At 60.1% G+C, this 24,237-nt stretch carries 27 protein-coding genes and 1 pseudogene; 14 read left to right on the forward strand and 14 right to left on the reverse strand.

Features of this window, described 5'->3' with window-relative positions:
* Positions 1-93: 93 nt before the first annotated feature.
* Genes EA795_RS14750 through EA795_RS14760 form a run of 3 tightly spaced genes read right to left on the reverse strand, consistent with a single transcriptional unit; the run spans position 94 to position 2,309 of the window.
* On the reverse strand, positions 94-336 hold the full coding sequence (locus tag EA795_RS14750) for a thioredoxin domain-containing protein (RefSeq protein ID WP_122078122.1): 243 nt from the start codon (positions 334-336) through the stop codon (positions 94-96).
* Positions 308-1,228, reverse strand: a complete 921-nt coding sequence (locus EA795_RS14755; protein ID WP_122078123.1) for a protein-disulfide reductase DsbD domain-containing protein — start codon at positions 1,226-1,228, stop codon at positions 308-310. The genes EA795_RS14750 and EA795_RS14755 overlap by 29 nt, the downstream gene beginning before the upstream one ends.
* 34 nt (positions 1,229-1,262) lie before the next feature.
* On the reverse strand, positions 1,263-2,309 hold the full coding sequence (locus EA795_RS14760) for a TlpA family protein disulfide reductase (protein ID WP_240645027.1): 1,047 nt from the start codon (positions 2,307-2,309) through the stop codon (positions 1,263-1,265).
* Between the two features lie 163 nt (positions 2,310-2,472).
* Between EA795_RS14760 and EA795_RS21435 the strand changes: the two are divergent.
* Together EA795_RS21435 and EA795_RS14765 are read left to right on the forward strand one after the other, a co-directional pair.
* Positions 2,473-2,649: pseudogene (locus EA795_RS21435) on the forward strand (GntR family transcriptional regulator); the annotation flags it as partial.
* 223 nt (positions 2,650-2,872) lie between these two features.
* Positions 2,873-3,817 carry an aminotransferase-like domain-containing protein gene (locus EA795_RS14765; protein WP_240645028.1) on the forward strand — a complete coding sequence of 315 codons (945 nt, stop codon included), beginning with the start codon at positions 2,873-2,875 and terminating at the stop codon, positions 3,815-3,817.
* A gap of 300 nt (positions 3,818-4,117) precedes the next feature.
* On the opposite strand, the gene EA795_RS14770 is transcribed toward EA795_RS14765, so the two are convergent.
* Together EA795_RS14770 and EA795_RS14775 are read right to left on the reverse strand one after the other, a co-directional pair.
* On the reverse strand, positions 4,118-5,011 hold the full coding sequence (locus EA795_RS14770; RefSeq protein ID WP_122078127.1) for an MBL fold metallo-hydrolase: 894 nt from the start codon (positions 5,009-5,011) through the stop codon (positions 4,118-4,120).
* A gap of 124 nt (positions 5,012-5,135) precedes the next feature.
* Positions 5,136-6,113, reverse strand: coding sequence for a GlxA family transcriptional regulator (locus tag EA795_RS14775; RefSeq protein ID WP_122078128.1), 978 nt, complete (start codon positions 6,111-6,113; stop codon positions 5,136-5,138).
* 106 nt (positions 6,114-6,219) lie between these two features.
* On the opposite strand from EA795_RS14775, the gene EA795_RS14780 reads away from it, so the two are divergent.
* Together EA795_RS14780 and EA795_RS14785 are read left to right on the forward strand one after the other, a co-directional pair.
* Positions 6,220-6,768 (forward strand): cysteine hydrolase family protein, encoded by a 549-nt coding sequence (locus EA795_RS14780; RefSeq protein WP_122078130.1) that lies wholly within the window; start codon positions 6,220-6,222, stop codon positions 6,766-6,768.
* 142 nt (positions 6,769-6,910) lie between these two features.
* Positions 6,911-7,912, forward strand: a complete 1,002-nt coding sequence (locus tag EA795_RS14785) for a GlxA family transcriptional regulator (protein WP_122078132.1) — start codon at positions 6,911-6,913, stop codon at positions 7,910-7,912.
* On the opposite strand, the gene EA795_RS14790 is transcribed toward EA795_RS14785, so the two are convergent.
* The 3 genes from EA795_RS14790 to EA795_RS14800 form a co-directional block, all read right to left on the reverse strand.
* Complete coding sequence (locus EA795_RS14790; RefSeq protein WP_122078134.1) at positions 7,909-8,508, reverse strand: LysE family translocator; 600 nt, start codon at positions 8,506-8,508, stop codon at positions 7,909-7,911. The two genes, EA795_RS14785 and EA795_RS14790, sit on opposite strands and share 4 nt — an antisense overlap.
* A 90-nt stretch (positions 8,509-8,598) precedes the next feature.
* Positions 8,599-9,435, reverse strand: a complete 837-nt coding sequence (locus EA795_RS14795) for an AraC family transcriptional regulator (protein WP_122078136.1) — start codon at positions 9,433-9,435, stop codon at positions 8,599-8,601.
* A 129-nt stretch (positions 9,436-9,564) separates the two neighbouring features.
* The gene (locus EA795_RS14800) at positions 9,565-10,323 is read right to left on the reverse strand and encodes a class I SAM-dependent methyltransferase (RefSeq protein WP_122078138.1); all 759 of its coding nucleotides are present in this window, start codon (positions 10,321-10,323) and stop codon (positions 9,565-9,567) included.
* A gap of 251 nt (positions 10,324-10,574) precedes the next feature.
* Between EA795_RS14800 and EA795_RS14805 the strand changes: the two genes are divergently transcribed.
* From EA795_RS14805 to EA795_RS14835, 7 genes are all read left to right on the forward strand, one after another.
* Positions 10,575-10,889 (forward strand): ArsR/SmtB family transcription factor, encoded by a 315-nt coding sequence (locus tag EA795_RS14805; protein ID WP_014852390.1) that lies wholly within the window; start codon positions 10,575-10,577, stop codon positions 10,887-10,889.
* Positions 10,886-11,320: a YeeE/YedE family protein gene (locus tag EA795_RS14810; RefSeq protein ID WP_122078140.1), complete on the forward strand. Its 435-nt coding sequence runs from the start codon at positions 10,886-10,888 to the stop codon at positions 11,318-11,320. Before EA795_RS14805 ends, EA795_RS14810 begins: the two co-directional genes overlap by 4 nt.
* Before the next feature lie 2 nt (positions 11,321-11,322).
* On the forward strand, positions 11,323-11,742 hold the full coding sequence (locus EA795_RS14815; protein WP_122078141.1) for a DUF6691 family protein: 420 nt from the start codon (positions 11,323-11,325) through the stop codon (positions 11,740-11,742).
* A gap of 14 nt (positions 11,743-11,756) precedes the next feature.
* Entirely contained in the window at positions 11,757-11,945 is a 189-nt protein-coding gene (locus EA795_RS14820; protein ID WP_043942751.1) for a YgaP family membrane protein, read from the forward strand.
* A 29-nt stretch (positions 11,946-11,974) separates the two neighbouring features.
* The gene (locus EA795_RS14825; RefSeq protein ID WP_058078202.1) at positions 11,975-12,406 is read left to right on the forward strand and encodes an OsmC family protein; all 432 of its coding nucleotides are present in this window, start codon (positions 11,975-11,977) and stop codon (positions 12,404-12,406) included.
* A 59-nt stretch (positions 12,407-12,465) separates the two neighbouring features.
* Complete coding sequence (locus EA795_RS14830; protein ID WP_014852395.1) at positions 12,466-13,011, forward strand: Tll0287-like domain-containing protein; 546 nt, start codon at positions 12,466-12,468, stop codon at positions 13,009-13,011.
* A gap of 159 nt (positions 13,012-13,170) precedes the next feature.
* Positions 13,171-13,650, forward strand: coding sequence for a carboxymuconolactone decarboxylase family protein (locus EA795_RS14835; RefSeq protein WP_014852396.1), 480 nt, complete (start codon positions 13,171-13,173; stop codon positions 13,648-13,650).
* A 75-nt stretch (positions 13,651-13,725) separates the two neighbouring features.
* Here EA795_RS14835 and pdxR read toward each other — a convergent pair whose 3' ends face one another.
* Positions 13,726-15,132 carry a MocR-like pyridoxine biosynthesis transcription factor PdxR gene (gene pdxR / locus EA795_RS14840; protein ID WP_122078143.1) on the reverse strand — a complete coding sequence of 469 codons (1,407 nt, stop codon included), beginning with the start codon at positions 15,130-15,132 and terminating at the stop codon, positions 13,726-13,728.
* Positions 15,133-15,337: 205 nt separating this feature from the next.
* On the opposite strand from pdxR, the gene EA795_RS14845 reads away from it, so the two are divergent.
* Both EA795_RS14845 and EA795_RS14850 read left to right on the forward strand, forming a co-directional pair.
* Complete coding sequence (locus EA795_RS14845) at positions 15,338-15,796, forward strand: GNAT family N-acetyltransferase (RefSeq protein ID WP_122078145.1); 459 nt, start codon at positions 15,338-15,340, stop codon at positions 15,794-15,796.
* Entirely contained in the window at positions 15,789-16,409 is a 621-nt protein-coding gene (locus EA795_RS14850) for an FMN-dependent NADH-azoreductase (RefSeq protein ID WP_122078146.1), read from the forward strand. Before EA795_RS14845 ends, EA795_RS14850 begins: the two co-directional genes overlap by 8 nt.
* Positions 16,410-16,461: 52 nt before the next feature.
* On the opposite strand, the gene EA795_RS14855 is transcribed toward EA795_RS14850, so the two are convergent.
* The 4 genes from EA795_RS14855 to EA795_RS14870 all read right to left on the reverse strand — a co-directional run bounded on the left by EA795_RS14855 (position 16,462) and on the right by EA795_RS14870 (position 18,936).
* Positions 16,462-17,160 carry a LysE family transporter gene (locus tag EA795_RS14855; RefSeq protein WP_240645030.1) on the reverse strand — a complete coding sequence of 233 codons (699 nt, stop codon included), beginning with the start codon at positions 17,158-17,160 and terminating at the stop codon, positions 16,462-16,464.
* Between the two features lie 74 nt (positions 17,161-17,234).
* Positions 17,235-17,606 (reverse strand): DUF7079 family protein, encoded by a 372-nt coding sequence (locus EA795_RS14860; RefSeq protein ID WP_122078150.1) that lies wholly within the window; start codon positions 17,604-17,606, stop codon positions 17,235-17,237.
* Complete coding sequence (locus EA795_RS14865; RefSeq protein ID WP_122078152.1) at positions 17,603-18,382, reverse strand: hypothetical protein; 780 nt, start codon at positions 18,380-18,382, stop codon at positions 17,603-17,605. Before EA795_RS14865 ends, EA795_RS14860 begins: the two co-directional genes overlap by 4 nt.
* On the reverse strand, positions 18,379-18,936 hold the full coding sequence (locus EA795_RS14870) for a PAAR domain-containing protein (protein ID WP_122078190.1): 558 nt from the start codon (positions 18,934-18,936) through the stop codon (positions 18,379-18,381). The genes EA795_RS14865 and EA795_RS14870 overlap by 4 nt, the downstream gene beginning before the upstream one ends.
* Positions 18,937-19,607: 671 nt before the next feature.
* On the opposite strand from EA795_RS14870, the gene EA795_RS14880 reads away from it, so the two are divergent.
* Positions 19,608-20,165, forward strand: a complete 558-nt coding sequence (locus EA795_RS14880; protein ID WP_122078154.1) for a nucleotidyltransferase family protein — start codon at positions 19,608-19,610, stop codon at positions 20,163-20,165.
* A 293-nt stretch (positions 20,166-20,458) separates the two neighbouring features.
* Here the strand turns inward: EA795_RS14880 and EA795_RS14885 are convergent, their stop codons facing one another.
* On the reverse strand, positions 20,459-23,863 hold the full coding sequence (locus EA795_RS14885) for a P-loop NTPase fold protein (protein WP_240645031.1): 3,405 nt from the start codon (positions 23,861-23,863) through the stop codon (positions 20,459-20,461).
* Positions 23,864-24,237: the final 374 nt, after the last annotated feature.

Below are 24,237 nucleotides of genomic sequence, written 5' to 3' on the forward strand. Positions count from 1 at the left end.
GAAGGCAATTCGAAGGTGCAGCAAGGCGATACCCGGGGAGCGCTGACGGGCTGCGCATCGCTATGCATGACCGGCGATTTCCTTTTTCGACAGTCAGAATTGCCGTTGCACCAGTTCGATCAGCGAACTCGGTCCTAAGATCTGGGGCGGCAGCCGCGGTTCGGCTTCACCCACTCCGTACCACAGGTACAACGGAACGCCTGAGCGACCGTGGCGTTCGAGAAATGCGGTGATCACAGGATCGCCATTGGTCCAGTCACCTCGCATCATTTCAACCCCGGCCGCGGCGAAAGCCTGTGCGGTCGCGTCACGGTTGATGGCGTCTTGCTCGTTCACCTTCCCCGTCAGGCACGCTTGTCGGGCTGCCGCGTTTTGCGCCTATATCCAGGCCTAGGCTGTCGCTCAGTTTCAGCGTGGCCTGGAAAGCATCAGCTATCTGGGCTCCCGCGCGCGTTTCAACAATCAACTCATCGCCGCGGCGCTCGATGCGTTGCGGGGCGGCGTTGTCGATCGCACCCCTGGTCGCAGAAAACAGATGCGGGTCCTGGATCGATACGCTGGCCGGAAGGGGCACGCGCAGGCGTAGGAGATCACCCTCCACGTCAAAACTGGCCGGCGCAGCCAGCGGCCTGGGCAGCGCCTGGCGCCAACTGGCGAAACGGGCTGCAACGTCCGGCAACTGGTGACCATCACCTACGTGTAATGTCGTTTCCAACGAGGCGTGCTCGGGGACGCAGGCGTCATACCGGCAAGCCAGATATTGCATATCCACACGGATCGGCAATGGAGTTCCGTCTGGCAAGTCGTCGTCGAGGGTCAGGTCAACGAGCAGCGCGTAGGGGTGCTCGTAGACATGGTTCATCAGACCTTCGATCAGCAGCATTTGCGGCAACGGATAGGCGGGGGCGCCCACCGTTACATCGTCCGGCAGATGCCAGGTAAACGTGGCAGGGAGCCCAACATCTCCTGGTTGCTTCCAGTAGCCGTGCCACTCGCCTTGAGGCTCCATGAGGATCGCCAATGTCGTGGTCGATCCAGGTGAAGGTGATCCGGTTGAAGTGATCAGCGATGAGGCGATCAATACGTCGTCAGGGCCGGGCATCTCTGCTGCCAGGCCAGGCAGATTGTGAACGCACAGGCAAAAGCAGAGCAGGAGCCTTTTTAGCGATAGCACTGGCATGGCCTTCCTGATGAAAGTATTGAGTGGATAGAAGATAGAAGGCGTCATGGCGCTTCCTCCCGTAACTGCGGGGCGATCCGGATCAATGCAGTGCCTTGACTGCCTCTACGAGATTGTCGTCCTGCGGTTTGAGGATATTGGCGACACGACCTTGCGCATCCAGGAGAACCACCGTCGGAATGTCCCGGATGGCGAATGCGCGAAAGAGCTCGTCCTGCTCGTCGAGCGCCAGCGGCAGGGTGGTAGGCGTGGTGTTTTTGTAATCTTGCAAGTCGCTGGCCGAAACCCACAGTCCTGAAGAAACACCCAGCCACTCCATGTCGACCTGGCCCATCAGGCTGTCCACATCCTTGCGTACCCGTAGACAAGCCTGGGACGTCTCGGGCCGACTTTCCTCGAGATAGGACTCGCACCAGGGAGCGAAGAATACTAGTGCGCGCGGCTTGTCGCCCTTGCCCAGCCTCACCTGATTGCCATCTAGAGTCTCGATGTTCAGGTCGTTTACAGTGTCGCCCACAGCGAACTGCGGCGCCTTGGGTGCTGTATTGATCTCCGAGCGACTGGCGGAGGCCGTTTGTTCTGATACGGCACGCTCCAGCGCGGTATGCAGCGCCTGGTCATCTAGGTGACCGATATGGGATATCAGTCCATCGCGGCCGATCACCACATGCTGCGGTGTGACCCGAAGGTTAAGGTCCGCCGCAAGACTGCCATCATCGATCACGACCGGCATGGTCAACCGGTGCTCCTTGCGGTATGCGCGGATCGAGGCAATGTCGTCACTGAAGCCCGTGTTCACCGCGATGACCTGAACCTTGTCACCCATTGCCTGTTGCAACTGCTCGAAGCCAGGCATCTGCTGGCGGCAGGGCACGCACCATGTGGCCCAGAATTTCAGATAAACCGGCTTTTTCCCGTACAGCTCAGCCAGGTCGATCTTTGTTCCATCGATGGTTTCGAGTACGGCAACCGGCCCAGGCTGTCCGATCAGCGAAGCGCCGGCGGTACGTGCCCGCCGCTCACCCTCATCGTCCAGATTGCCGTCCGCGTGAGCCAAGTGGAGCGTGCTACCGAGCACGAGCAGGGCGGCGAATTGCTTGATGAATGAGAGGAGAGACGGTGATTGCAAGGGGAGCTCCTTGACCATGATGGGCTTGAGGTTCTAGTGCTTCATCATATTGGTTAAAGGTCCAATAAAAAGGCCCATGAATGGCGCATTCTGACTGTACCATCGGTGCGCTGAAGTTGATGTCGTCCTTCTTCATCAACGCAAGCGAGTGAGTGAGGGCTGCATGGAAGATTTGCGCATTGAACTCAACCGGAAAGCAGGGCGTTCTCTGGTTGAGCAAATCGTTGAAGCCATCGGCAGATCGATCCGTGAGGGGCATCTGTATGCCGGTGCACGATTGCCGTCCTGGAGGGACCTCAGCGTCCAGCTGGGCGTTGCTCGTGGCACCGTGCGGGCGGCTTATGAACGGCTGATCGACGAACAGTTGATCGTCTCCCGCGGCGCTGCGGGCACCTTTGTCGCGCAGCCGTTGCCTGCGGTCCGACCGACTGAAGTCAGCAGTCTGCGCTCGCCATTGCCGGATTTCTACCAACATCCATTCAGCAATTCGCCCATGGTGTTTCAGGTCGGCATTCCCGCGCAGGACGTTTTTCCCTACAAGGTGTGGTCACGCATTGCCGGGGTTGCGGACCGAAATCGCCGCCTATCTTTCAGTGGCGCGAGGCATCATCTGTGCGCCAGAGCAGGTTGTTATCACCTCCGGCTACTCCGGTGGCCTTGGGCTGATCCTGCATGCGCTCGGTTTGCGAGGGCAAACGGCGTGGATGGAAGATCCCGGTTATCCAATGACGCGAATGGCGCTTTCCATGGCGGGTATCGAAACGATACCGGTCAGTGTTGACGAGTATGGGTTGGACGTCGAAGAAGGTATCCGACGTGCGCCGAATGCGGCATTGGCGGTCGTCACCGCAGGGCAACAGGCCCCGCTGGGGGTGACGTTGTCATTGCCACGGCGCCTTCGCCTGCTGGAATGGGCGGATGAGAACGGTAGCTGGATCATCGAAGATGACTACCTGAGCGAACTTCAACTCGTCGGTCGGGCGGCCCCTGCGCTTGCCTCCCAGGATCGTTCAGGCCGGGTCATTCACATCGGTACTTTCAGCAAGACCATCAACCCGGGCCTGCGTCTGGGATTCGTGGTGGCGCCAACATCCTTGGCAAACCGGGTCGCAGATACAGCGGCTGCGCTGGCACCCGCTGCGTCGATCACCTGCCAATGGGCGCTCGCAGAGTTCATGCGCAAGGGCCATTACTTGCGCCATCTGCGCAGAATGAAGCGCACCTATACTGCCCGGTTGGCTGCTCTACAGCGTGCCTTGAGCATTCCCGCCACCACCGAGGCGATGGCGGGGTTAGCCTTGCTGGTGCACTTGCCTCAAGGTGCGGACGACGTTGCTATCAGCCAGCAAGCACTGGCAGTCGGGCTTGCGCCCTTACCGTTATCTATCTGGTATGCCGACGCCGCACAGGCCCGAAGCGGTTTGCTGCTGTGCGTCACCAACGTTCCAGACGAAGGCATCGAGGACTGTTGCAGCCGCCTGGTTCGATTCACTGAAGCGTTTATATAGAAAGGGGGAAAACCATACCGTTGAAGCGTGCTCGGCCTGTGCCGCTGGACGCCGCTATGGACCGGCCTGGTTGGCGGGAAGCATGGATTTTAGCGGCCTCCAGCGGCCCTGAAGGATTCCCGGCGGGGTTCAAATCTCCGCCACTACATGAAAACCGAAGCCCCTGATTCCAAGCCAGAAATCAGGGGCTTCGTGTTTATGGGCAGCGGCTTGGGGATCGTTCAGGGTAGCGCCTTCGCGCCAGCCCAGCCCAAGAACGCAGTGCGGCGAACCTCGCCTCGAAGCTGGACTCGAGCTCGGTCAGAACTTCAGCAGCGCCCCATCCTCTGGAATCTCGACGCGCTCCTGGATGCCTTTTTCCTGGACATAGACTCGCAGCTCCCTGCGGCTTTGGCCCATGTGGTTGATGGCATCCATGTGGGTCGCTACCACGGTTGCTTCCGGCAACGCCTGGGCGGCGCGCAGCACGTCTTCCTTGCCCATGATGATGGCGCCGTCATAGCCAGTCACTTGCGCATAACCCGCATTCAGCACTACGACTTCCGGCTTGTACCGGGTCAGCGCCTGGTCGACCTCGTCGCGCCAGATGGTGTCGCCTGCGAGGTAGAGCGTCTTGTGTCCGGGCGCCTCGAAGACGACGCCGATCGCAACGCCGAGAAACTCTGCCAGTTCAGGAGTGGCGAACATCGTGTCGGTACCGTGCTGGCCGCCGGTTCTGTTCAGCGTGACGCCACCGAACGCCACTTGGTCCTCGAGGATTCGGACGTCGCGAAAGCCTTGCCCACGAATGATCTGGGCATCGGACTCGTTCTGTACGAACAGCGGGAGATCCTTGGGCAACATCTGCTGGGCAGCGTCATCCCAGTGATCCAGGTGCGTATGCGTGACGATTACCGCATCGACCCCGGCGAGTACCTCTTCGGCCGGCATCGGCAGCTCGACCAGCGGGTTGCGAAGCTCGCTGCGATAGGTGCCCTCGAACCCGGGATAGGTGCCTTTCCTGGCGAGCATCGGGTCGATCAGGAAGGTCGTGTCGGCATAGGAGATTTTCAGCGTTGCGCTGCGGATTTGCTGCAACTGCACCTGCTCGGCAGATGTGGGCGATGTGTCTGCTGGTTGTGCCGAGGCGAATGCGCTGGTGAAGGCGAGGCCGACGGCCAAGGCCAGTGAGCCACTGATGTTTGCAAAGGGCATGGAACACTCCTGGTTCGTTTCGAAGGAGCGCATTGTGGGAGCGGGAGGGAAGAAGCAATAGCGGCCCAAAAGACAATCGTGGATAAAAACGGGCCATTCTTTGACGGGGCTGCGCCAAGCCTGTCTATGAAACCGCGCTGAAACGTCGTCGGTATTCGCTAGGTGTGAGTCCGACGATGCCTGTGAACACCTTGCGGAACGCTCCGGGGTCACCATAGCCGACCTCCCAGGCGATTCGCTCGATGGGTAGCTGGCTCGCCTGCAGCATTTCCCGGGCGCGGCCCACGCGCAGGCGCTGGCAGTATTCGGTGGTGGTCATGCCGGTAGCTTTCTGGAAGCGGCGCAGAAAGGTGCGCACCTCCATGCTGGCACGTTGCGCCAGATCGGCCAGGACGACCTGTCTGGCGCCCGTCTCTTGCAGCCAGTGCTGAACGGCCAGCACGGCCTGGTCGCCATGAGCCAGCCGCGGCGCGAAGGCGCTGTAGTAGCGCTGCTGGCGTCCGGGCGGATCGACGAGAAGCATCTGGGCAGTGTCGATCATCACCGTAGCGCCCAGGTAGCGGTCCACCAGGCGCAATCCCAGGTCGATCCAGGCCATGACGCCGCCAGCGGTGATGATGTCGTCGGTGTCGATGATGAGCTGATCGACATCGAGCTGCACGCCGGGGAAGCGCTCCGTGAATTTCTCCACGTAAAGCCAATGCGTAGTGATCGTGCGACCGGACAGCAAGCCTGTTTCGCCGAGCAGGAATGCGCCGGCACACACGGATGCGAGCGTGGTCCCGTCGCGATGCTGCGCCTGCAGCCATTCCCTGTACGGCGCGGCTGCGCTGGTGGAAATCGGTTCTTCCAGGCTGGGAGGAAGAATCAGCACGGCGGGCCTGGTATTCGTGCCAGGAAGCGAATCTTGAATGCGCACCGGGGATTCGTAGGGGCTTTGCATTTGCCACTGACTGATGCGCAGGGGCGGCGTGTCTGGCACCCCTCGCTCGCTGGTGATTCGTTGTGCGAAAACGAACAGATCGGTCAGGCCCAGTACCGTCGCCAGTTGCGCAGCGGGATAAAGCAGAATCCCTATCTCAATGATGTTTCTATCCGACATGTGTCGATACAGCCCTTGAAGATGTCGATCTCGCCACTTCGCAACAAGCGCCACGTTGGCCGATGATGGTCGCGTTCCCCCATACACCATCGTCAAGGAGCCAGTAATGAGCAAGCGTGCATTGGTCGTAATCGACCTGCAGAACGAATATCTGCCGACGGGCAATCTACCGCTGACCGGTATCGAGGCCGCCGTCGCCAACGCGGTGAAGGTGATTGCCGATTCCCGCGCCAAGGGCGTTCCGGTCATTCACGTCCGCCATGAATTCGCTCATGGAGAAATGCCGGTTTTCGTCCCGGGCACTCCCAACGTGGATATCCAGCCGGCTGTCGCCCCGCAGGATGGCGAAGCCCTCATCGTCAAGAACTACCCCAACTCGTTCCGTGAAACGGAACTCCAGCAGCTGCTAGACGAGCGGAGCATCGAGGAAGTGGTGATCGTCGGCGCGATGAGCCACATGTGCGTCGATGCCGGCGTTCGTGCCGCGGCGGATCTGGGTTATTCGGTGACCGTGCTGCACGATGCCTGCGCGACGCTCGACCTGGAGTTTGAGGGCGTACAGGTTCCGGCAGCCCAGGTGCATGCGGCCATGATGGCTGCACTGAAGTTCGGCTACGCCAATGTGATTTCGACACAAGCCTATCTGACGGTTTGAGCCATCCGTTGGCTTCCCCGATCTGTGCACGATCCGCAGGTCGGGAAAGCACCCGTCGGCGATACCGCTTGGCTACGCGGTTTGACCTGAATGGTAGTCATGGATATTTTCAGGCCAACTTTTTTTCTAAGACGGATCGTCTATGTCCATGCTTCGCGTTGCCGTCCTGGCGTTCGATGGCGTGAGCCTGTTCCACCTCTCCGTGCCCGGAATGGTCTTTGGCGCAGCCAAGGATGCACCGGACCTGCCGCATTACGAAGTGCGCTATTGCGCTGCAAAGCCGGGCCAGATCCGTAGCGAACAAGGCGTGATGATCGAAGTGTCCGATGGGCTGGAGGCGATGGCGCGTGCCGATATCGTCATCGTGCCGGCATGGAGCGATCCCAGCCTGCACGCGCCGGCCGAACTGACCGCGGCCTTGCGCCGGTGTCATGCGCAGGGCGCGCTGGTCGTCGGCTTGTGCCTGGGCGCTTTCGTGTTGGGCGATGCCGGTCTGCTGGATGGCCGCGAAGCCACCACGCATTGGGTGGCGCGCGACCTGTTCGCGCGGCGCTTCCCCAGCAGCCACTTCCGCCCGGACGTGCTCTACGTTGCCGACGACAACATCGTCACCTCGGCCGGTACGGTCGCAGCCATCGACTGTTGCCTGCACCTGCTGCGTCAGCGACATGGAGCCGACGTGGCGAATCGGCTGGCCAGGCTGCTGGTTACGCCCCCGCACCGGCAAGGCGGGCAGGCGCAGTACATCGAACAGCCTGTTCCGCAGCTGCCGAGCGAAAGCCGGCTGCCCGGCGTGCTGGAGTGGGCGCGGGAACATCTGGCCGAACCCTTGTCGCTCGACACGCTGGCCGATGTGGCCAGCATGAGCCGTCGCACCTTCACCCGTCGCTTTCGCGAAACCACGGGCACGACCTTCATCAGATGGCTCAACGCCGAACGTGTAGCGCGGGCACAGCAACTCCTGGAAACCACTGACATGCCGATCGACTGCATCGCATCGGAGGTAGGTTTCGGAACGTCGCTTTCGCTGCGCCAGCAATTCGCTGCACAACTGGGCACTACGCCTTCGGATTACCGGCGAACCTTCTGCAAGGAGCTGCGCACGAAAGGCGCTGAGTCGATTAAAGGCAGCTTGGGCTTCTAGAGCAACAACGCCAGCCAGGTCGAAGCCAGCAGCAGTATCGCCAGCAGCTGATTGAAGCGCCGCACCCGTTGCGGTGATTGCAGGAGACGCGCGCTGCCCGCACCGAGCAGCGCCCAGACGCTCATGCAGGGCAGCGTCATGAGCAGGAAGACGAACGACAGCTCCGCGACCCGTACGGCCTTGTCCGCAGAGCCCGCAGCGAACACGCTGACCACCGCGACGGCCATCATCCATACCTTGGGGTTGACCAGTTGCAGCAGCGCCGCGCCCAGCGGTCCCAGCTCGCGATGCGTTGCCGAAGCTGTCTCGAAGGATTGCGCCGCGCTGCGCAGCAGTTGCCAGGCCAGCCAGCTCAGCCATAGCGCGCCGAGCAGGCTCATCGCCTGCTGCACGCGCGGGTAGCGCTGCAGCGCCTCGCCCAGGCCGAGACCCACCAGCAGTACGATCAGCGCGGCGGCCAGGCTGGCGCCGAGCACCAGCGGCAGGGTTGCACGCAGGCCGAAGCGCGCGCCGTGGCCGAGGACGAGTATGTTCGTCGGCCCCGGCGTGATGCTGGCGACGAAGGCGAAGATGAGAAAGGGCAGCAGGGACTGCATGGTTCAGTCCCTCCGGCTGTTATGTGGATGGTTGTCAGGCATGGCATGGTTCTCCTCGATGGAAAGCCATGCTCGGTCACTGTTGCTGGTTCAGTCTGGAAGTTTTGAGCAGCGTCGGCGGTAGTCGGCGGGGGTGAGTTGGTAGGCGCGGCGAAACCAGCGGCCCAGATGGCTCTGGTCGGCGAACCCCAGGGCACAGGCGACATCCGCAGGGCTGTCGCCTCGTGCGAGTTGCTGACGCGCTTTGGCCAGGCGCAGCTGGATCAGGTAGGCATGGGGCGCCAGGCCGAAGGCGCTCTTGAAGGCGCGGCTGAGACGAAAGCGGTCCACCGCGCAAACCGCCGCAAGCTCGTCCAGGCCGATGTCCTGGGCGAAATGTGCATGCAGGTAGTCCCGCGCGATCTGCGCCACCAGTGGCAGGCGCGGGTCCGGGTTGGCACGTTTGCGCCAGTGCAGGTGGCCGGTCATGGTGGCGAGCAGATCGTCGATGGCGCTCTGTCGCACGATGCGCAGCTCGCGCGCGTGCAAGGCGTGGAACGCGCGGAAGATGGCCCCCGACAGGTATCGATCGGTGCTCAGGGTGTCGGCGAAGCTCGGCTGGCTGTCGGCCGGCGCATGCTCGAACAATGCGTGCAGCTCGCGCTCGAGCCATCGCGGATCGAGGTAGAGCATCGAGTAGGTGAAGCCGTCCTCCGTCGGCGCGTGGCCGTCATGGAGCTCACCCGGTTCGAGCAGGATGGCCTTGCCCGGTGTGCTCACATGCTTCATCCGTCGACAGTGGAACTGCTGCACACCTTGTTCGGTCACGCCCACCAGGAAGCTGTCGTGCCAGTGCGGATCATAGGCATGCCCCCGGAAATGCGCGCGGATCGACTCGATACCGGTGTCGGCATCCTGAGCAAGGTCGATCCAGTTGCGAGCGTTCAAGGGGCATTCCGGTGGGAGTATCAAGGCCAATGCAGACCTTAGCGGGTCGGGACCTGGAAGGTTAGAAGATTTGTGCAGGGCAGCGCTCGATTTGTTCACGTGTGGCACGGGTTGCGGGGGATGGGTTGCTCATGCGCGTCCAATCCTCATGTTGATGGGCCAGGTGATCGAGTGTCGGGTCGTGGGGTCGCCCCATGGCTCGGCGATGTCTGCGGCGAATCGATGCAGCAGATCCTCGCGCCCGGCTTCCCTGGCGCTGCGCACCGCCGACCAGGTCGAGAGGTAGCCGAGGAACTCTTCGAGGCGCCACTCCAGCTCAATGGCTATTGGAGGACCTTGCAGCTCGGAAAAGGGGAAGTCGATGGTCGAGTAGCCGCTGTCCACCAGCTTGCGCTCGGCGGGCCAGTACGGACCGATCTCGTCCCAGTAGAACTGCTCGAAACGGGTGCCCAGCTCGCCGCCGAGGCGCAGCACGCCATAGCTGACCAGCGCCAGTATCGCGTCCGGTGCCGCTACCCGGCGTACTTCGGCATAGAACCTGGGCAAGTCGAACCAGTGCGCCGCCTGGGCGGCGGTGATCAGGCTGGCGCTGCGGCTCGGGAGGGGCAGCTCTTCCGCCGGAGCGCAACCATAGACGACGTTCTCCTGCGGTGCGGCGTGGGCGATCTGATCCTCGCTTGGGTCGAACCCGGCCACCGCCTCGAAATGCGAGGCAAGGAGTTTGCTCAGTTGCCCGTTGCCGCAGCCGACATCGACTGCCAGCGCCGTGTCGGGCACCAGCGAGGCCAGGTAGGCCGCGAGCGCCGGCGGGTATTCGGGCCGGAAGCGCGCGTAGGCCTGCCCGCCCTGGTCGAACCAGTTCTTCCGTTCCGCGTCGGGGCTATTCATCGTTGGAAACTCCTGCTGCGGGGCATTGCTTGATGTCGGTCAGGCGCTGCGAGAAAACACTGCCGCAGCGAGGCTGCTTGCCGTACGCGGGCGCAGCTGGAAGCAACTTGCATCAGCGCTAACTTGATTTGCAAGCCGGTCCGCTCGATCAGGATCGGCTGTGAGTGTGGTCATGCTTCGGCAAATAATATGCTTGCAGACATAATATTAAAAAATATAATATCTTTCGCGAAATCTACCGAGGTGAATACGTGAAGCAATCGGACATACAGCAGCTGCGGGCCAATGCCGATGCTGCAGGTCAGCTTCTGAAAGCGTTGGGTAATCCGGATCGCCTGCTGTTGCTGTGCCAGTTGGTCGAAGGCGAGCGCAGCGTCAGTGAGCTGGAAACGCTGCTGGGCATTCAGCAACCGACACTGTCCCAGCAACTGGGCGTTTTGCGCCGGGAAGGGCTGGTGGCGACGCGCCGGGAAGGCAAGCAGATCTTCTACCGGATCGACAGCCCGGCGGCACTGGCGGTGATCAACACCCTGTATCAGCTGTTCTGCGCGGAGCAGGGCAAATGAATATCGACTGGCCGAGCTTCACACCCTGGACATCCCTGGCCGGCGGCGTGCTGATCGGCCTGGCTGCCAGCCTGTTCGTCGTTGTCAACGGCCGTATCGCCGGGGTCAGCGGACTGCTGGCCGGCCTCTTGCGGCCCGGTAGCGAAGGGTGGGCGGAGAAGGGACTTTTCCTGACGGGGCTTGTCCTGGCGCCACTGCTGTGGCGAGCGTTCGGCGACTGGCCGCAGGCTGAATTCCAGGTCGGGTTGCCCGGCCTGATGCTGGCTGGCCTGTTGGTCGGCATCGGCACGCGTTACGGCTCCGGCTGCACCAGCGGCCATGGCGTCTGCGGGATGTCACTGCTCTCGCTGCGCTCGCTGATCGCGACCTCGAGTTTCATCGCCAGCGGTGTTGCCACCGTCTACGTCATGCGTCACCTGCTGGGGAGCTGAGCATGCGCAAGCTGACGGCGTTCGCCGCGGGGCTGATCTTCAGCATGGGGCTGTTGCTGGCCGGCATGGGCGATCCGGCCAAGGTGCTGGGTTTCCTGGATCTGTTCGGCAGATGGGACCCTTCGCTGGGGCTGGTCATGGCTGGCGCCATTGCCGTGGCGATTGTGCCCATGCAGTGGGCCCGCAGGCAGCAGCGCTCGCTCCTCGGCGCTCTCATGCAACTGCCGCTCAGGCGCAGGCCGGATCGCCGGCTGGTCGGTGGCAGCCTGTTGTTCGGCATCGGCTGGGGCATCGCGGGTATCTGTCCGGCACCGGCGCTGTCGCTGCTGTTGGCGGGGTACTGGCAGGCATTTCTGTTCGTGCTGGCGATGCTGGCCGGCATGGGACTGTTCAGCGCGCTGGAAAGCAGGCGCGCCCTTTGATCGAGGAGATCGGCATGAAAGCAAACATTGGCACCCTGGATCGCAGCCTGCGCATCGCTGCAGGCCTGTTTCTCATCGTCCTCAGCCTGTTCGGGGTGATTGGCTGGTGGGGCTGGCTCGGCGTGGTGCCGCTGGCCACAGGTCTCTTCCGGTTCTGCCCGGCCTACCGGTTGCTGGGTATCAGCTCCTGCAAGTGTTCCTGAAGCTTTCTTCGCAAGGTAAGGAGTGACACATGAAGACCATCGGCGTTCAAGGCAGCATGGGTGCGGGTTTTGCCATCGACATGACCTGCGGCAACCACCAGGTGTTTATCGACCAGCCGCGTAGCGCATTGGGTACCGATACCGGGCCCAGCCCGCTAGAGCTGGTTCTGGCGGCGCTGGGTGGCTGTTTCGGCACCATCGGCCGCTTCGTCGCCCATCAGCGCAAGATCGTGCTGCGGGGCATGCGCTTCGAGATCGAGGCCGATTACGATCCGGCCGGGCTGCTGGGGCGCGATGCCTCCGTGCGTCCGGGTTTCGAAGAGGTGCGGTTGCGGGTGGAGATCGATGCCGATCTGAACCAGGAGCAGAAGCTTGAATTCCTTAGGGAAGTGGAACGCCGTTGCCCCCTGGTCGACAACCTGCTGCACGGCACGCGCCTGCATAGCGAGTTGGCCGCCTGAACCGAACTTATCGATACCTTCGATCGCCGGCAGCCAGCCTGGCTGCCAAGGAGTCTGCATTGCGTCGTCTGTCGCTCGCCTGCTGTCTGGCCTTGAGCCTGTCTGCCCAGGCCGAATCCACCGATCCGCTGGTTGCCCAGGGCATGGCGTTGATCGCGCCTTTCCAGCAGCAACTGATGGCTACGGTGAAAGCCGCCAGGGACAGCGGCGGCCCGCAAAGGGCCGTGCAGGCTTGCCAGGAGCTGGCGCCGCAGATCACCCACGAGCACAGCGGCGGGAGCTGGCAGATCGGGCGCACCGCCTTGCGCGTGCGCAACCCGGATAATGCCCCCGATGCCTGGGAACGTAAGGTGCTGGAGCAATTCCGGCAGCGCGCTGCGGCCGGTGAACAGTTGGAGCAGATGCGATACGCCGAGCGGGTGGATGGCGAGTTGCGTCTCATGAAAGCCATTCCCACCGCGGAAGCCTGCCTGGCCTGCCATGGCCACGCGGTCGAACCCGAGCTGGCTGCCCTGATCGACCAGTATTACCCCGAGGACCAGGCCCGCGGCTTCGAAGTCGGAGACCTGCGCGGCGCCTTCACGCTGCGGCGGGCGGTGAAGTAGCGAAGGCGTGATGGCAGTCACTCGGCGCTTTGCTTAGCCATCGATGGCCTAGTGGAGAATGTGTTTTTTGGCCCTTTCGGCTGGACATGGTAGCGATAGAGTGTGCGTACCGCTTGCGTAACCGCGCCGGTGTAACCCACGCCAATAGGAAGAAACGCCATGTCCCAACGTCTTGACTACTACAAGCTATCCCCTGACGCCGCCGGCAAGTACATCGAGCTGACGCAGCTGCTGAACAAGAAGCCGTTTCTCGCCGAGGTGGGGCATCTCGTCACGCTGCGGGCCTCGCAGATCAATGGCTGTGCGTTCTGCGTGGACATGCATGTCAAGGAAGCCAGGATTCACGGGGAGCGTGAGTTGCGTTTGCACCACGTGACGGTCTGGCGTGAGTCGACGCTGTTCTCGGCTCGCGAGCGTGCGGCGCTGGAATGGACCGAAGCATTGACCCGGCTTGGGTCGCACGGTGTACCTGACGAGATCTACAACAGCGTGCGCGAACAGCTGTCCGATGTGGAGCTCGTCGATCTGTCCTTCCTGGTCATTTCCATCAACGGCTGGAATCGGCTGAGCGTGGCGTTTCAGGCGGTACCGGGGTCGGCAGACAAGCTTTATGGACTGGACAAGGCCGACCTTCACTGAAGGTCGAGCCGAGCGGACGCAACGGACCGAACACGTGCGCAGCGTCCGCTTTGTTCTCCATACGGCAGGCAGCTATCAGTCAAGCAGTCCGGCGATGCGCTCGGCGATGTCCGCCGCCGAGTCCGCATCCTTCACATTGGTGAACCCCATCAGCAACCCCTGACGCGCAGGCGCGTCCTGATACCATTCCGACAGTGCCTGCAACGCCAGCCCGGCGCGGGATGCGCGATCGGCAATGGCGCTGTCCTCCAGTCCGTCTGCCAGGCCGGCCAGCACGTGCATGCCACCGGCTCGCAGCTCCAGTTGCATGCGTTCGCCGAGCCTCGCAGTCAGGGCATCGCTCAACAGAGTTCGACGGTGGGCGTACAGGCTGCGCATCCTTTTCAGATGACGAGCGAAATGGCCTTCTTCGATGAACGTTGCGGTGGTGCGTTGCAGCAGTTGCGGACAATGGTTCTGCAAGGCGTCGGCCATTCTCGCGAAATGCGCGACCTGCTCATTCGGCACCACGAGATAGGCTAGACGCAGACCGGGTATCAGCACTTTGCTGAACGTTCCCGTGTAGAGCACGCGTCCTTGCGTATCGAGACTCTTCAAGGCCGGCAGTGGACGCCCGACGTAGCGGTACTCGCTGTCATAGTCATCCTCGATGATCCAGCTGCGCTGATCGCTTGCCCAGGCCAATAGTGCCTGCCGGCGGGGCAGGGACAGGGAGACGCCCAAAGGGCTCTGGTGCGATGGCGTGACGACCGCAAAACGCGCGTCGGGCGCACGCTCGACACCGACATCCACGCACAGCCCTTGCTCATCCACCGGAACAGGAACGAGCCGCGTGTGCGTTTCCTCGAAAAATCGCCTGGCCAGAAAGTAGCCTGGGTCTTCGAACCAGCCTCGGTCACCCGCCTTCAGCACGCTGCGCGAGATCAGCTCCAGACAGGCACGATAACCTGCGCAAATGAACACCTGATCAGGCGTGCAGGCGATCCCGCGGGAAATGGCGAGATAGCGGGTGAGTGCCACGCGCAGCGCCTCATCGCCTTGCGGGTTGGGGTAGATCATTCCGTCCAGGCCGCCTTGTTGAATCACACGGCTGGCGAGTCGCGTCCAGGTCTTGCGCGGAAAGGCATCGAGGGCCGGCAGGCCCATCTGCAAAGACAGCGGCGCGCGGCCTGTATGAATCCCGTTGTATGCGGCAGGCGCAGGCGGGGCCGGTGGAATACTGGATGTCGGTGTCGAGAGCTGTGGGCACACGATCGTACCCGCCGGTCCGCGAGTCTCCAGATAACCTTCGCCGATCAGCAGCTGATACGCCGCTTCCACCGTGCCTCGTGCCAGATTCAGTTCGGACGCCAACGCCCGCACCGATGGCACCCGATCGCCCGGCTTCAACTGGCCGGAGCTGATGGCGTCGCGGTAGCGCACGTACAGTTGGCGGAAAACAGGGACGGCATTCGCGCGATCCGGCATTTCGCGACCTGACATCGTGACCTCCTGGAGTTGGCTGTCGGATAGTAGCGCAAGCGGGTGTATCGGTCGGAGAAGCGCGCACGGTGATCGGTTGTCTCGTCGCGCAGCTGATCGAGCCGCCGCACGCCGCGATGGCCCATGCATTTTCGTCGTTCTTGGCTCTGTGGCCGGAGCGGTCATCGACCTATGGTGAAGGTCCATTTCGTTGAAGGCATCGACCATGAAGACAGCGCCAACCTTTCGCCACCTGACGGAGGAAGCCGACCTGCACGACGCGTTCGAACTGATGCGTGAACTCAGGCCGCACATGACAGAGCGTGCGGCATTCCTCGCTCAGATGGCGCGCCAGTTCGAGCAGCATTATCGAATGCTCGGGGCATGGTTTGGCACCGAACTGATCGGCCTGGCGGGCTTTCGTACGCTGGAGAATCTGCTCTACGGCCGGTTCGTCTATGTAGACGATCTGGTGGTTGCACAAGCGTGGCGCCAGAACGGCGTTGGGGCGCAGCTACTGGACTCGGTACGGAGAGAGGCCGCACGCGAGGGAAGCGCGCATCTGGTACTCGATACCGGACTGCACATGCCGCTCGCGCAACGGTTCTATTTTCGCGAAGGCCTGCTTGCCAAGGGCATGCACTTCGTTCAGCCATTGCAGAGCGAGGACGCGCGCCATGGATGAAGTCTTGTTGATCAATGCGAGCCCACGCCCGGACGCGTCCGTGGGTTATCAGCTGGCGAACGAGCTGGTCGATGTTCTGCGCATTCGCCGCCCCAATCTGATCGTGACGCGGCGGGATCTTGGGCGTGTCGCGCTTGCTCCACTGGGTGACAGCTACGCCGACGCGCTTACCCGTCGAACTCCGGATACCGATCCGATCTTCACCTTGTCAGAAAGCCTGATTGGTGAGCTCGAGCGCAGCGACGCGCTGCTGATCGCCACGCCCATGCACAATTTCACGCTACCGGCGGCACTCAAACTCTGGATCGATCATGTCGTCCGGATCGGCCGCACCTTCGCAGCCACGCCCGATGGCAAAGTCGGGCTGCTGGCAGACCGTCCCGTTTATGTGATCGTCAGCTCCGGCGGTTTCCATCGCGGCGCGCGTGCTCGCCAGCCTGATTTTCTGACGGTGTATCTGCGCCATGTACTGAGCACCATCGGTTTGTTCGACGTTCAGTTCGTGTATCTGGAAGGGCTGGTCGCAGGTGAGAGTGCGGTGAATGCCGAATACGAGGCAGCGCGCCAACGCTTATCCCTGGAGCCACTGTTCGCAGGGCTTGCGCCGGCATGACCGCGGCGCATGATAGATGTGCGGTTCGCAAACACCTGACTTGGCTCTCGCCTTAACGACTGCTGGCCAGGCGAATCCCCAACCCCACGAGTGCTGCACCCATCACGGCATCGATCACTCGGCTCATGCGCGCATAGACGGATCGAACGCGCCCCACGGAAAAGAACGCAGCAAGCGCCCCCAGCCACCCAGCCGTTATCAGACCGACCAGCGCAACCACGCTGACATAGACCCAGGTCGGCGCGCCGACCGGCAGCACGGTGACGAACAGGGTGGCAAAGAAGGTCGCCGTCTTCGGGTTGGTGATGCCGACCATGAAACCCTGGCGCCACGCTTGCAGCGCCCCGACTCGCGGAACACCCTCGACGCGCGCTTCGCTGTTCCCGGCCTTGAAGGAGGCCATCAGCATCCGCGCGCCGAGGTAGATCAGGTAAGCCGCGCCGACCAGGCGGATGGTTTCATAGAGCCAGAACAACTCCTTGATGAGCAATCCAAACCCGAGGATCGCCAAGCTTGCCCAGACGACCACGGCGCAAGCGATGCCCAGACCGACGAGCATGCCGGATCGTCGGTCATTCAAGGCGTTGGACGTGACGGCGACGAAATCCGGACCGGGGCTGATGCAAGCCAGGAGAACGATGCCGGAGAGCGTGAGCAATTGAGACAGGTATTCCATGAATCCAACTCGAGACGTTATTGATCGGAACTCGGCGAGCGCCGCCTGATGTACATGAAACATTACCATCGCCATGGCGCCACTTGTCCGTGGCTTTGGCTACTCGCTTGCACAATAGGTCGCAAAGCGTCGTGCGGTCGGTCTTGCCCTCAACCAGTCTCCGCCGAATCTTGTCGCTCCAGCTCTCGCTCGATGCGATGCCACTCTTCCCTGAGCCGATTACGCAGATAGGCTACGAGGGCTCGGTCGCGCATGCGGCGAAACGTCGAGGATCGGCGAGCTTGCTGGTTAGCGTCGATGGTCTCGACGAGCCAAGCGCTGTCGAACGCCGTCCATATTGGTGGGATAGGTGCTTGCAGGTTCGAATAGCAGACTGGTGCCACTTCCTCGAAGAAGGCCGCCTTTATCGCGGCACGGTCGAATCCTGCCAACTGACGGGCGATGGCAGGGTAGTCGACCTTGTTGTCCACGAAGGCATCCGACAGCGCCGACCATAACCGGATGCGCTCGTCTCGGGTCAAAATACTTCCCACTTGGAGAACTCCTCGAGTTCGTCATCCAGGGTGTCGGCAGCCAAGCTGCCTGCAATTCCGCCAGCCGCACTGCCTGCCAGCACCACGGCAATGGCGCAGAAGGGCGCGCCCGGGCCACAGATGAGCGAGACGCCAAGGCCTGCGAGAAACCCGCCGGCAGCACCTCCGCCGATGATCATCCCCTGGCGCGCTGTCTCCTTGATCTTGTTGTCGGCGTTTAGGATCTCGTAGGTGGCAAATGCCGCAGTGACCAGGATGCCTACCTTGCCCATGATGCGCAGTCGATCCGAGCCCTTGGTGAACTTGGCGTTGTCCCGGCCGGAAGATTCGATGATTTCGTAGTGAATCTGTTGCTTCTGATCGACTGAGAGCACCTCGTAGGACTTGCCATACTTGTTGGTGGCGTACTTTTCGAATAGGTGAGGCAGGGTCGGCGGCGTTTTCTTGTGCTGCTGCGCCTTGGCGAGTCCGGTAATCGAGGTGATCTTGCGGTGTTCCGCCATGATTTTGTTACGCATCTCATGGCAGAACTGGACACCCTCCTGGCTGCTGATTCTGCCGGCCGCCACGTCCGCGCGTACCTGCGCGGACATCCGCTTGATGTTGGCGGCATAGCTGGCACGAGTCTGGGCGTCGTTGATGGCATCGAGCGAAAACTTTGTCGCCGCGCCTTCCATGCCGGCAAGGGCCTCGTCGAGCGGGGAGCGTGGCAGTATGTGCCCGTTCTGCGTCTGGTATTGGCCCAGAACCTCAAGGTTGTTCATCCTTGACCACTCCCCGTGATAATGGAGAGCAGCTTGTCCGTAACGGAGGGCTGCTCGCCCGCATCCGGTACGGGAATCTCGACGCGGGTGCAGATCGATCCCGACGGATTGCTGAAGGCCACCCGGTTGTCGCTGTTGAAGATGCCGACGAGCCTCGATCCATCATCGAAGTGCGCGACGCACCGCCAGCCGCTGTAACGCTCGACTGCCGGGATTTGGAAGCTGATCCACTTCTCGGTCGCTAGAAGGGATGGAGTGATGAAGGGGGCCGCGACGACCGTATCGCCGATCAGTACGTCGCCCGATCCTCCGATGATTACCCCGCCATGACTCAGCGTGGTGCCGAGCGTCACGGCGTTCTTGCCGTTGATGAATACGGTTGTGGAGTAGGCACCGGAAATGGTCTGGCCGCAGCCGGCGGTGTCTCCCAGGCGCGCGGCGGGGAGGCCATTGATCAGCACATCCGGGGAACCGGACTGGATGGCCGGCGTGCCATGTCCGGGGACCGGGCAGGAGGTTGGGTCGCTCAGACGAGCGGCGGGTTTGGCTGACATGAGAGTCCTTCTCGTGGTTTCGTCCAGGGTGTAGATCCATTGGATCATCGCAGATGACTGTATCGAACGAAGTAGAGCGTTGCGGTGATCTTCATCGCGCATTGTCATTTCTGATCAGCCACACGTGCTGTGTTCTCCAGCGAGAATCAGTTCCATCGCTTCATGGGCCGCGTCAGTTCAACCTCTCGGAGAATATTGCTCAACATCTGCATCAAGGTGTCGGCTATCGGGCAAATTTCGGGGGCGTGTGCGCAGCGTGGTAACCGGTGTTGAGTTGAGAGCCGGCTGCCAGCAGCAATCAGAAGCACAGGCCGCCTATAGGTATGCTTAACACCCATCGCCATTTGCCGCTGGGCTTGGCAGGGCACAAATATCAAATGGACTTCATCTCAGACGTCGTAATCAATCTGTTGGCTTACGTGTCGGCGTTTGCGTGCTGGGCTTTCTAAGCGACGGCGGTTCCAGGGAGAACGGGGCTTTGCTTGGGGCTGTTCGGTAGCCGTCGGTGGCTTGGTGCTGCTCGCTCCCTTCGTGGCTCTTATAGCGGGGATTATCCATACCAGAGAGCGGTGAACTGATATCTCCTAATAGGGCGGTCAGTTTCGGTCGTTCGTGATCGATAGCTCCCGCCGACTTGCACTCTATTTTCCTCGGATCATCGAACTCAGCGCATGAATCTGCTCTACAAACGACAGGTACAAGTTGTCATCAAAGACGATCCCGCACGCCTGCGGATTCTGCGGTTCGTGAGTGCGCTTGGTCTTCCCGATTGCTGGGTCGCCGCGGGCTTTGTTCGTAGCGCTGTTTGGGATCGGCAGCACGGTCGTGCGAGTTCGCCATTGCCTCCTGACATCGATGTCATCTGGTTCGACAAAATGAACGATCACCCTGACGTCGACGCAGCGATAGAGGCCAGCCTGCAGGCGTTCGATAGCACTCTGAACTGGTCGGTAAAGAACCAGGCGCGTATGCATGCCCGCAACGGCGACAGACCCTATCGCTCGGCAGTGGAAGCGATGAGGGCTTGGCCAGAGACTGCTACAGCCGTAGCAGTCAGGCTTCTAGAGAACGATCTCATTGAAATAGCAGCGCCGTTGGGGCTGGAGGACCTATGTGAGCTCGTGGTGCGACCAGGCCCGAACTTCCAGGCCGAAAAGAGGCAGATCTATCTGGACCGCCTTCACTCCAAGAACTGGCAAGCTACGTGGCCCAAACTGAAGCTAATCTAGTGTGGCTGGCGGCAACAAAACGGTTTGCTGTCCAGTCTGCTCTCGGCCGAGACTGTGTAAAAACACCAAACGCAGCTTGGCTGATGCAAAAGCACCCCAAAAATCGCGCTTCTACGTGAATTCTTGGTCTGTGGAGCAGCCCTGCTTTTTCAGAATTGACCCAGAAGCACGCACTTCAGTTTCCGATCAGGTTTTTACACAGTCTGGGCCAAAAGCGGACGGATCAAATCTTTACCTGAGCCTGAGGCTGCCTCTTTTATAGGCTCCGAGATATCTAGGTAAACCGGAGCGATTTACTGTTCAGGTTCAGTGTCACGCGCGACTCCTTTGAGCGACCGGATCAGTTTCTTGAATCCCCTTGTTTCAGCAAACTTTTTGTACAAAGCAGGGGTGACCCGAGACAACTTGGCAACGGCCTCCCCCATCGCGCTACGGAGTTCAGGTGAGTATTTAAATGTAGCGATTTGCTCGGCCCTCGCATCGAAAAATTCGGCCAAAGCTGCAAGGCCTTCGGGGTTTCGGCTGAGGTATGACAGGAACAGTACGATCCGTAGCACCTCTTGCGGGTTCGATGGCTGAATACTTGGAATCAGGTGGCCGTATTTTGCAAGCGGTGCAACAAAGTGCTCAGGCTCTACAGATTCGGCAAAGAGTAACGACCTCAAGCGAATACCGATGACATCTCGTTGCTGGGTATCAAGCCCCCTCAACAGTGCATTCACCATTGCGTACTGCTTTCCCCCCCACGGAGACGTTATCGAACTATTAGCAAGGGAGTTGAGCACTTGGATCAGAGCATCGTTGACAGCATCAATGGTTGGTATAGAAATCCCTCTTTGCATAACCGCATCCACGATTGACAAGTACTGCTTCTCTCCAGCCATGATGAGCTGAACCCACTCATCGCAAGTTCGCTCTTCTATCGTGACCTGTTTGAGCAGTCCCTCCCGTGTTTTGGGCAGTACCTTCTCATCCGACGCCATGACGATTCTGATCAATTGGTCGTCCGTTTTTAGAACATCCCGGCATGCTTTTTCAATGTGCACGTCCCACGGGGTCAACCAGATTGCGACGTCAAGCTCAGACATCTCAAAAGGTGCAACAGCGTTTGTCAGAACCCTGAAGTGAGCAGCTACCCAGTCACAGCGCAACGACCCAATACGCCGTTCCCGGATTAAGTACGCCAAGAAACCGCCGACTGGTTCACCGACTTGTTCATTAGCTAGGAGCTTGAACAGAGAGGCCGTTTGCAGCGTTGCGTTCGCAAGTGCGCGGAAGACCGACGATTCGAAGACTCCGTCTAAATCTTCCAGCTTGGCCAAAGCGTCCGCATCTGTTTGGCGGATATAGGTAACTGCAGCCACCGCTTTGATCAGGGGACTGGCATTATTTGCAAGCAACGTGGTGATGGTGGTGCCTATGACCTGATCAACATTCGCGGCCAACGCCAGACCTAGCACTGCATTTTCAGCCTCACCAGCAGTGCCAACGAATTTTGCCAGCGCGGCGACCTCTGCAGGCTCAATGCCATCAGTCACGCCGCCACCCAGATCGAGATCCGCGTACAACCATTCAAGCGCTTGCACGACAGATCCACTAGGCAACGGAACTCGGTCAAGCGGATAGTCAGCACAACTGACCAATTGCAACTGCGCCTCGCCTAAACCGGTTTTAGCGATGCTAATCGCCTTGGAATTGATCACATGCAGATGGGCCATATCGGGCAACAAATGCATCACATACTCTGCCCGCTTGACGATGACCTTTTCAAACTCGAACCCTTGCGCGTGGAGATAGCGGTCATATTCCTCCATGAGGTTCCATACCAGCCCCAGCTGCTCCTGATCAAAACTGGAATTCAGCACCTTTATCAGACTGGCCTTCAGATGATCACCATGATTAATCAGCAGACGACCGTCCAGCCCTCGGCCTTTGCAGTACCGTACAGCATCATAGAAATCTTCAGACCCTGTTAGCGACTCGCTGAATAATTCCAGTTGCGCGTTGTTGATCAGATCCAGCAAAGGTGTAATCCATTCGCCTTCTTCCGCCTGATGCGCGTTGGAAATGGTTGGCAGCAGAGAGGCCAGCACCGGTCGCTGAGCTATGAGCCGCTTTATGGCATCTGAGAAGCCGAACAGAGCAGTAAGCCTGCCCAAGGACTCGTGATCGTTGCGCGCGAAAGCCTCAGCCAACGGTGTGTCCAACAACTCAGCGATTGCGATATCACCCGTTGTTAGGTAATGAATTTGCAGAAACTGGATCTGCCAACCTGTCTCCATTGTATCGCCAAGGATCGAGCTCAGCAGGGTTTGAGTCTCCCTGACTAGCTCCATTTGGGCTTTCTGAACTTTCTCGAACTCCTCCAAATAGAGCGCCGAAAACCCATCTGTGCGAAGGATCTCTACCAAGGGGAACTCGGCATACTTGCAGAGCAGAAGATGGCCAGCGATAGCCAGGAGACTAATCTCTTCCCCTACCACGAGAGCAGTGGCGGCAATGTCGTTAATGAATTTTTTCTGCAGTCGAGGTGTGACAAGGCTGTTGGCCATCGGGCTGTGACGCTGCAGCAGTTGAGCGCTTTGCTCAATGAGGCGTCCATCTGTATCTGGAAACGAGTGGTTCCATAGCTGACGGAATCCGTCCTTCCAGCCTGAAGTAATGACAGGTGGTGAGCGGAACACGACAGGGAACTTCTTCGCAATGAAGTCCTTGCTGTCGTACCGGCGATCGCCATCTGCCTTCAAATACTCTGCGATTTTCGTCGAGCAGAAGGGAACAATGACGGTTAGATTCGCAGCTTCGGCAGCGACTGCGATAAAGATCTCCAAGTCGCTCCAGACTGAGCGCAGACTGTCTTTGGGCAAGCGATCTAGGTTGTCCAGGATGATGACGAAGCGCTTGTCCTCAACAACCCTCAGTTGTTCAATCAGCGTCCTCTTAAGATCCAAGGGTGTGACCTCCTTGCCCACCTCGATCTTTTCCTTAATGCGATCGTCGCTTGATCCCTTGAACAGGCTGAGCAAGCTCCAATCCTCATCACCTACCTTGGTATACCAGTGCCACAGTTTCGCGATTCCAAGGATAAATATCGGACTCAGCAAGGAAATGCAGTGGATGCCAATCAGCCACGGAGAGGTACCTTGAAGAAAACCTGGGAGCCAAGTTGCTTCAGGGGCATTGACCGCCGTAGCAACCTGCACGCTGCGCGATAGGGCGAATATCTCTCGGAATGAGGTAGCGGCAAAAAACAGACTGGCTATCACGCCCAAGGCCCATACACTTACGCGACTGTTTGTTTTTTTGGTGTACTCGAAAAGACGTCCTAATCCCCTGTCTCGCGAGGCCTGTACAGCTGCCGCTGCCCTGCTGACATGAGGCACATCCTGAAGCACCACGTCGGTGAACAGCTCGATGAAGTTGCTTTTGATCGAGCCCTGGTAGTTTTGCTCGCAATCGAAAAACCAGACCCTGAAGTCGGGGTCAGCAGCCGTCAGCTTCGCCTTCAACATGTTCAGGATCGAGCTCTTGCCGGAACCAAACTCACCGTCAAGCCCCACCACCTTAGATGGCTTAGCACTCAGCAAATGACCATGTATTGCGCTCGCCACCTTGTCGTGGCTGCCACCAGGGAATACATCCTCGCTTGCAGGGTGTTCGGTATGGAAATTAATCAACCGCATAGAAATCCCTTTCATGTCAAACCTTCACAACAGATTGCACTGGGTGAGTTCGCTCGGAGCTAAATGAGATTGTCAGCGAGACATCCGCCCAAGCCAAAGCACCATATTTAGTAATCACGTTAATATAAAGCACAAGATAGTGGCGTACTACTTGGATGGCAAGTAGCCATGCACGCTAGCGTAGAGGGCATTTTCCGGAGCGCATCAAATCTGCTCCATGGCTTAATGCGCAACCGTGTATCAAGGGCTGACTATCGGAACGGGTGATTCGTATGAACGAAAGATAACAGACGCTGGATGCCTACTTCTGGCTGAATGCAGCCGATTGTCAGGGTCGCTTCCGGCCGAGGCTGTGTAAAAACACCAAACGCAGCTTGGCTGATGCAAAA

This window comes from Stutzerimonas nitrititolerans (genome assembly GCF_003696285.1).
In the GTDB taxonomy this organism is placed as follows: domain Bacteria; phylum Pseudomonadota; class Gammaproteobacteria; order Pseudomonadales; family Pseudomonadaceae; genus Stutzerimonas; species Stutzerimonas nitrititolerans.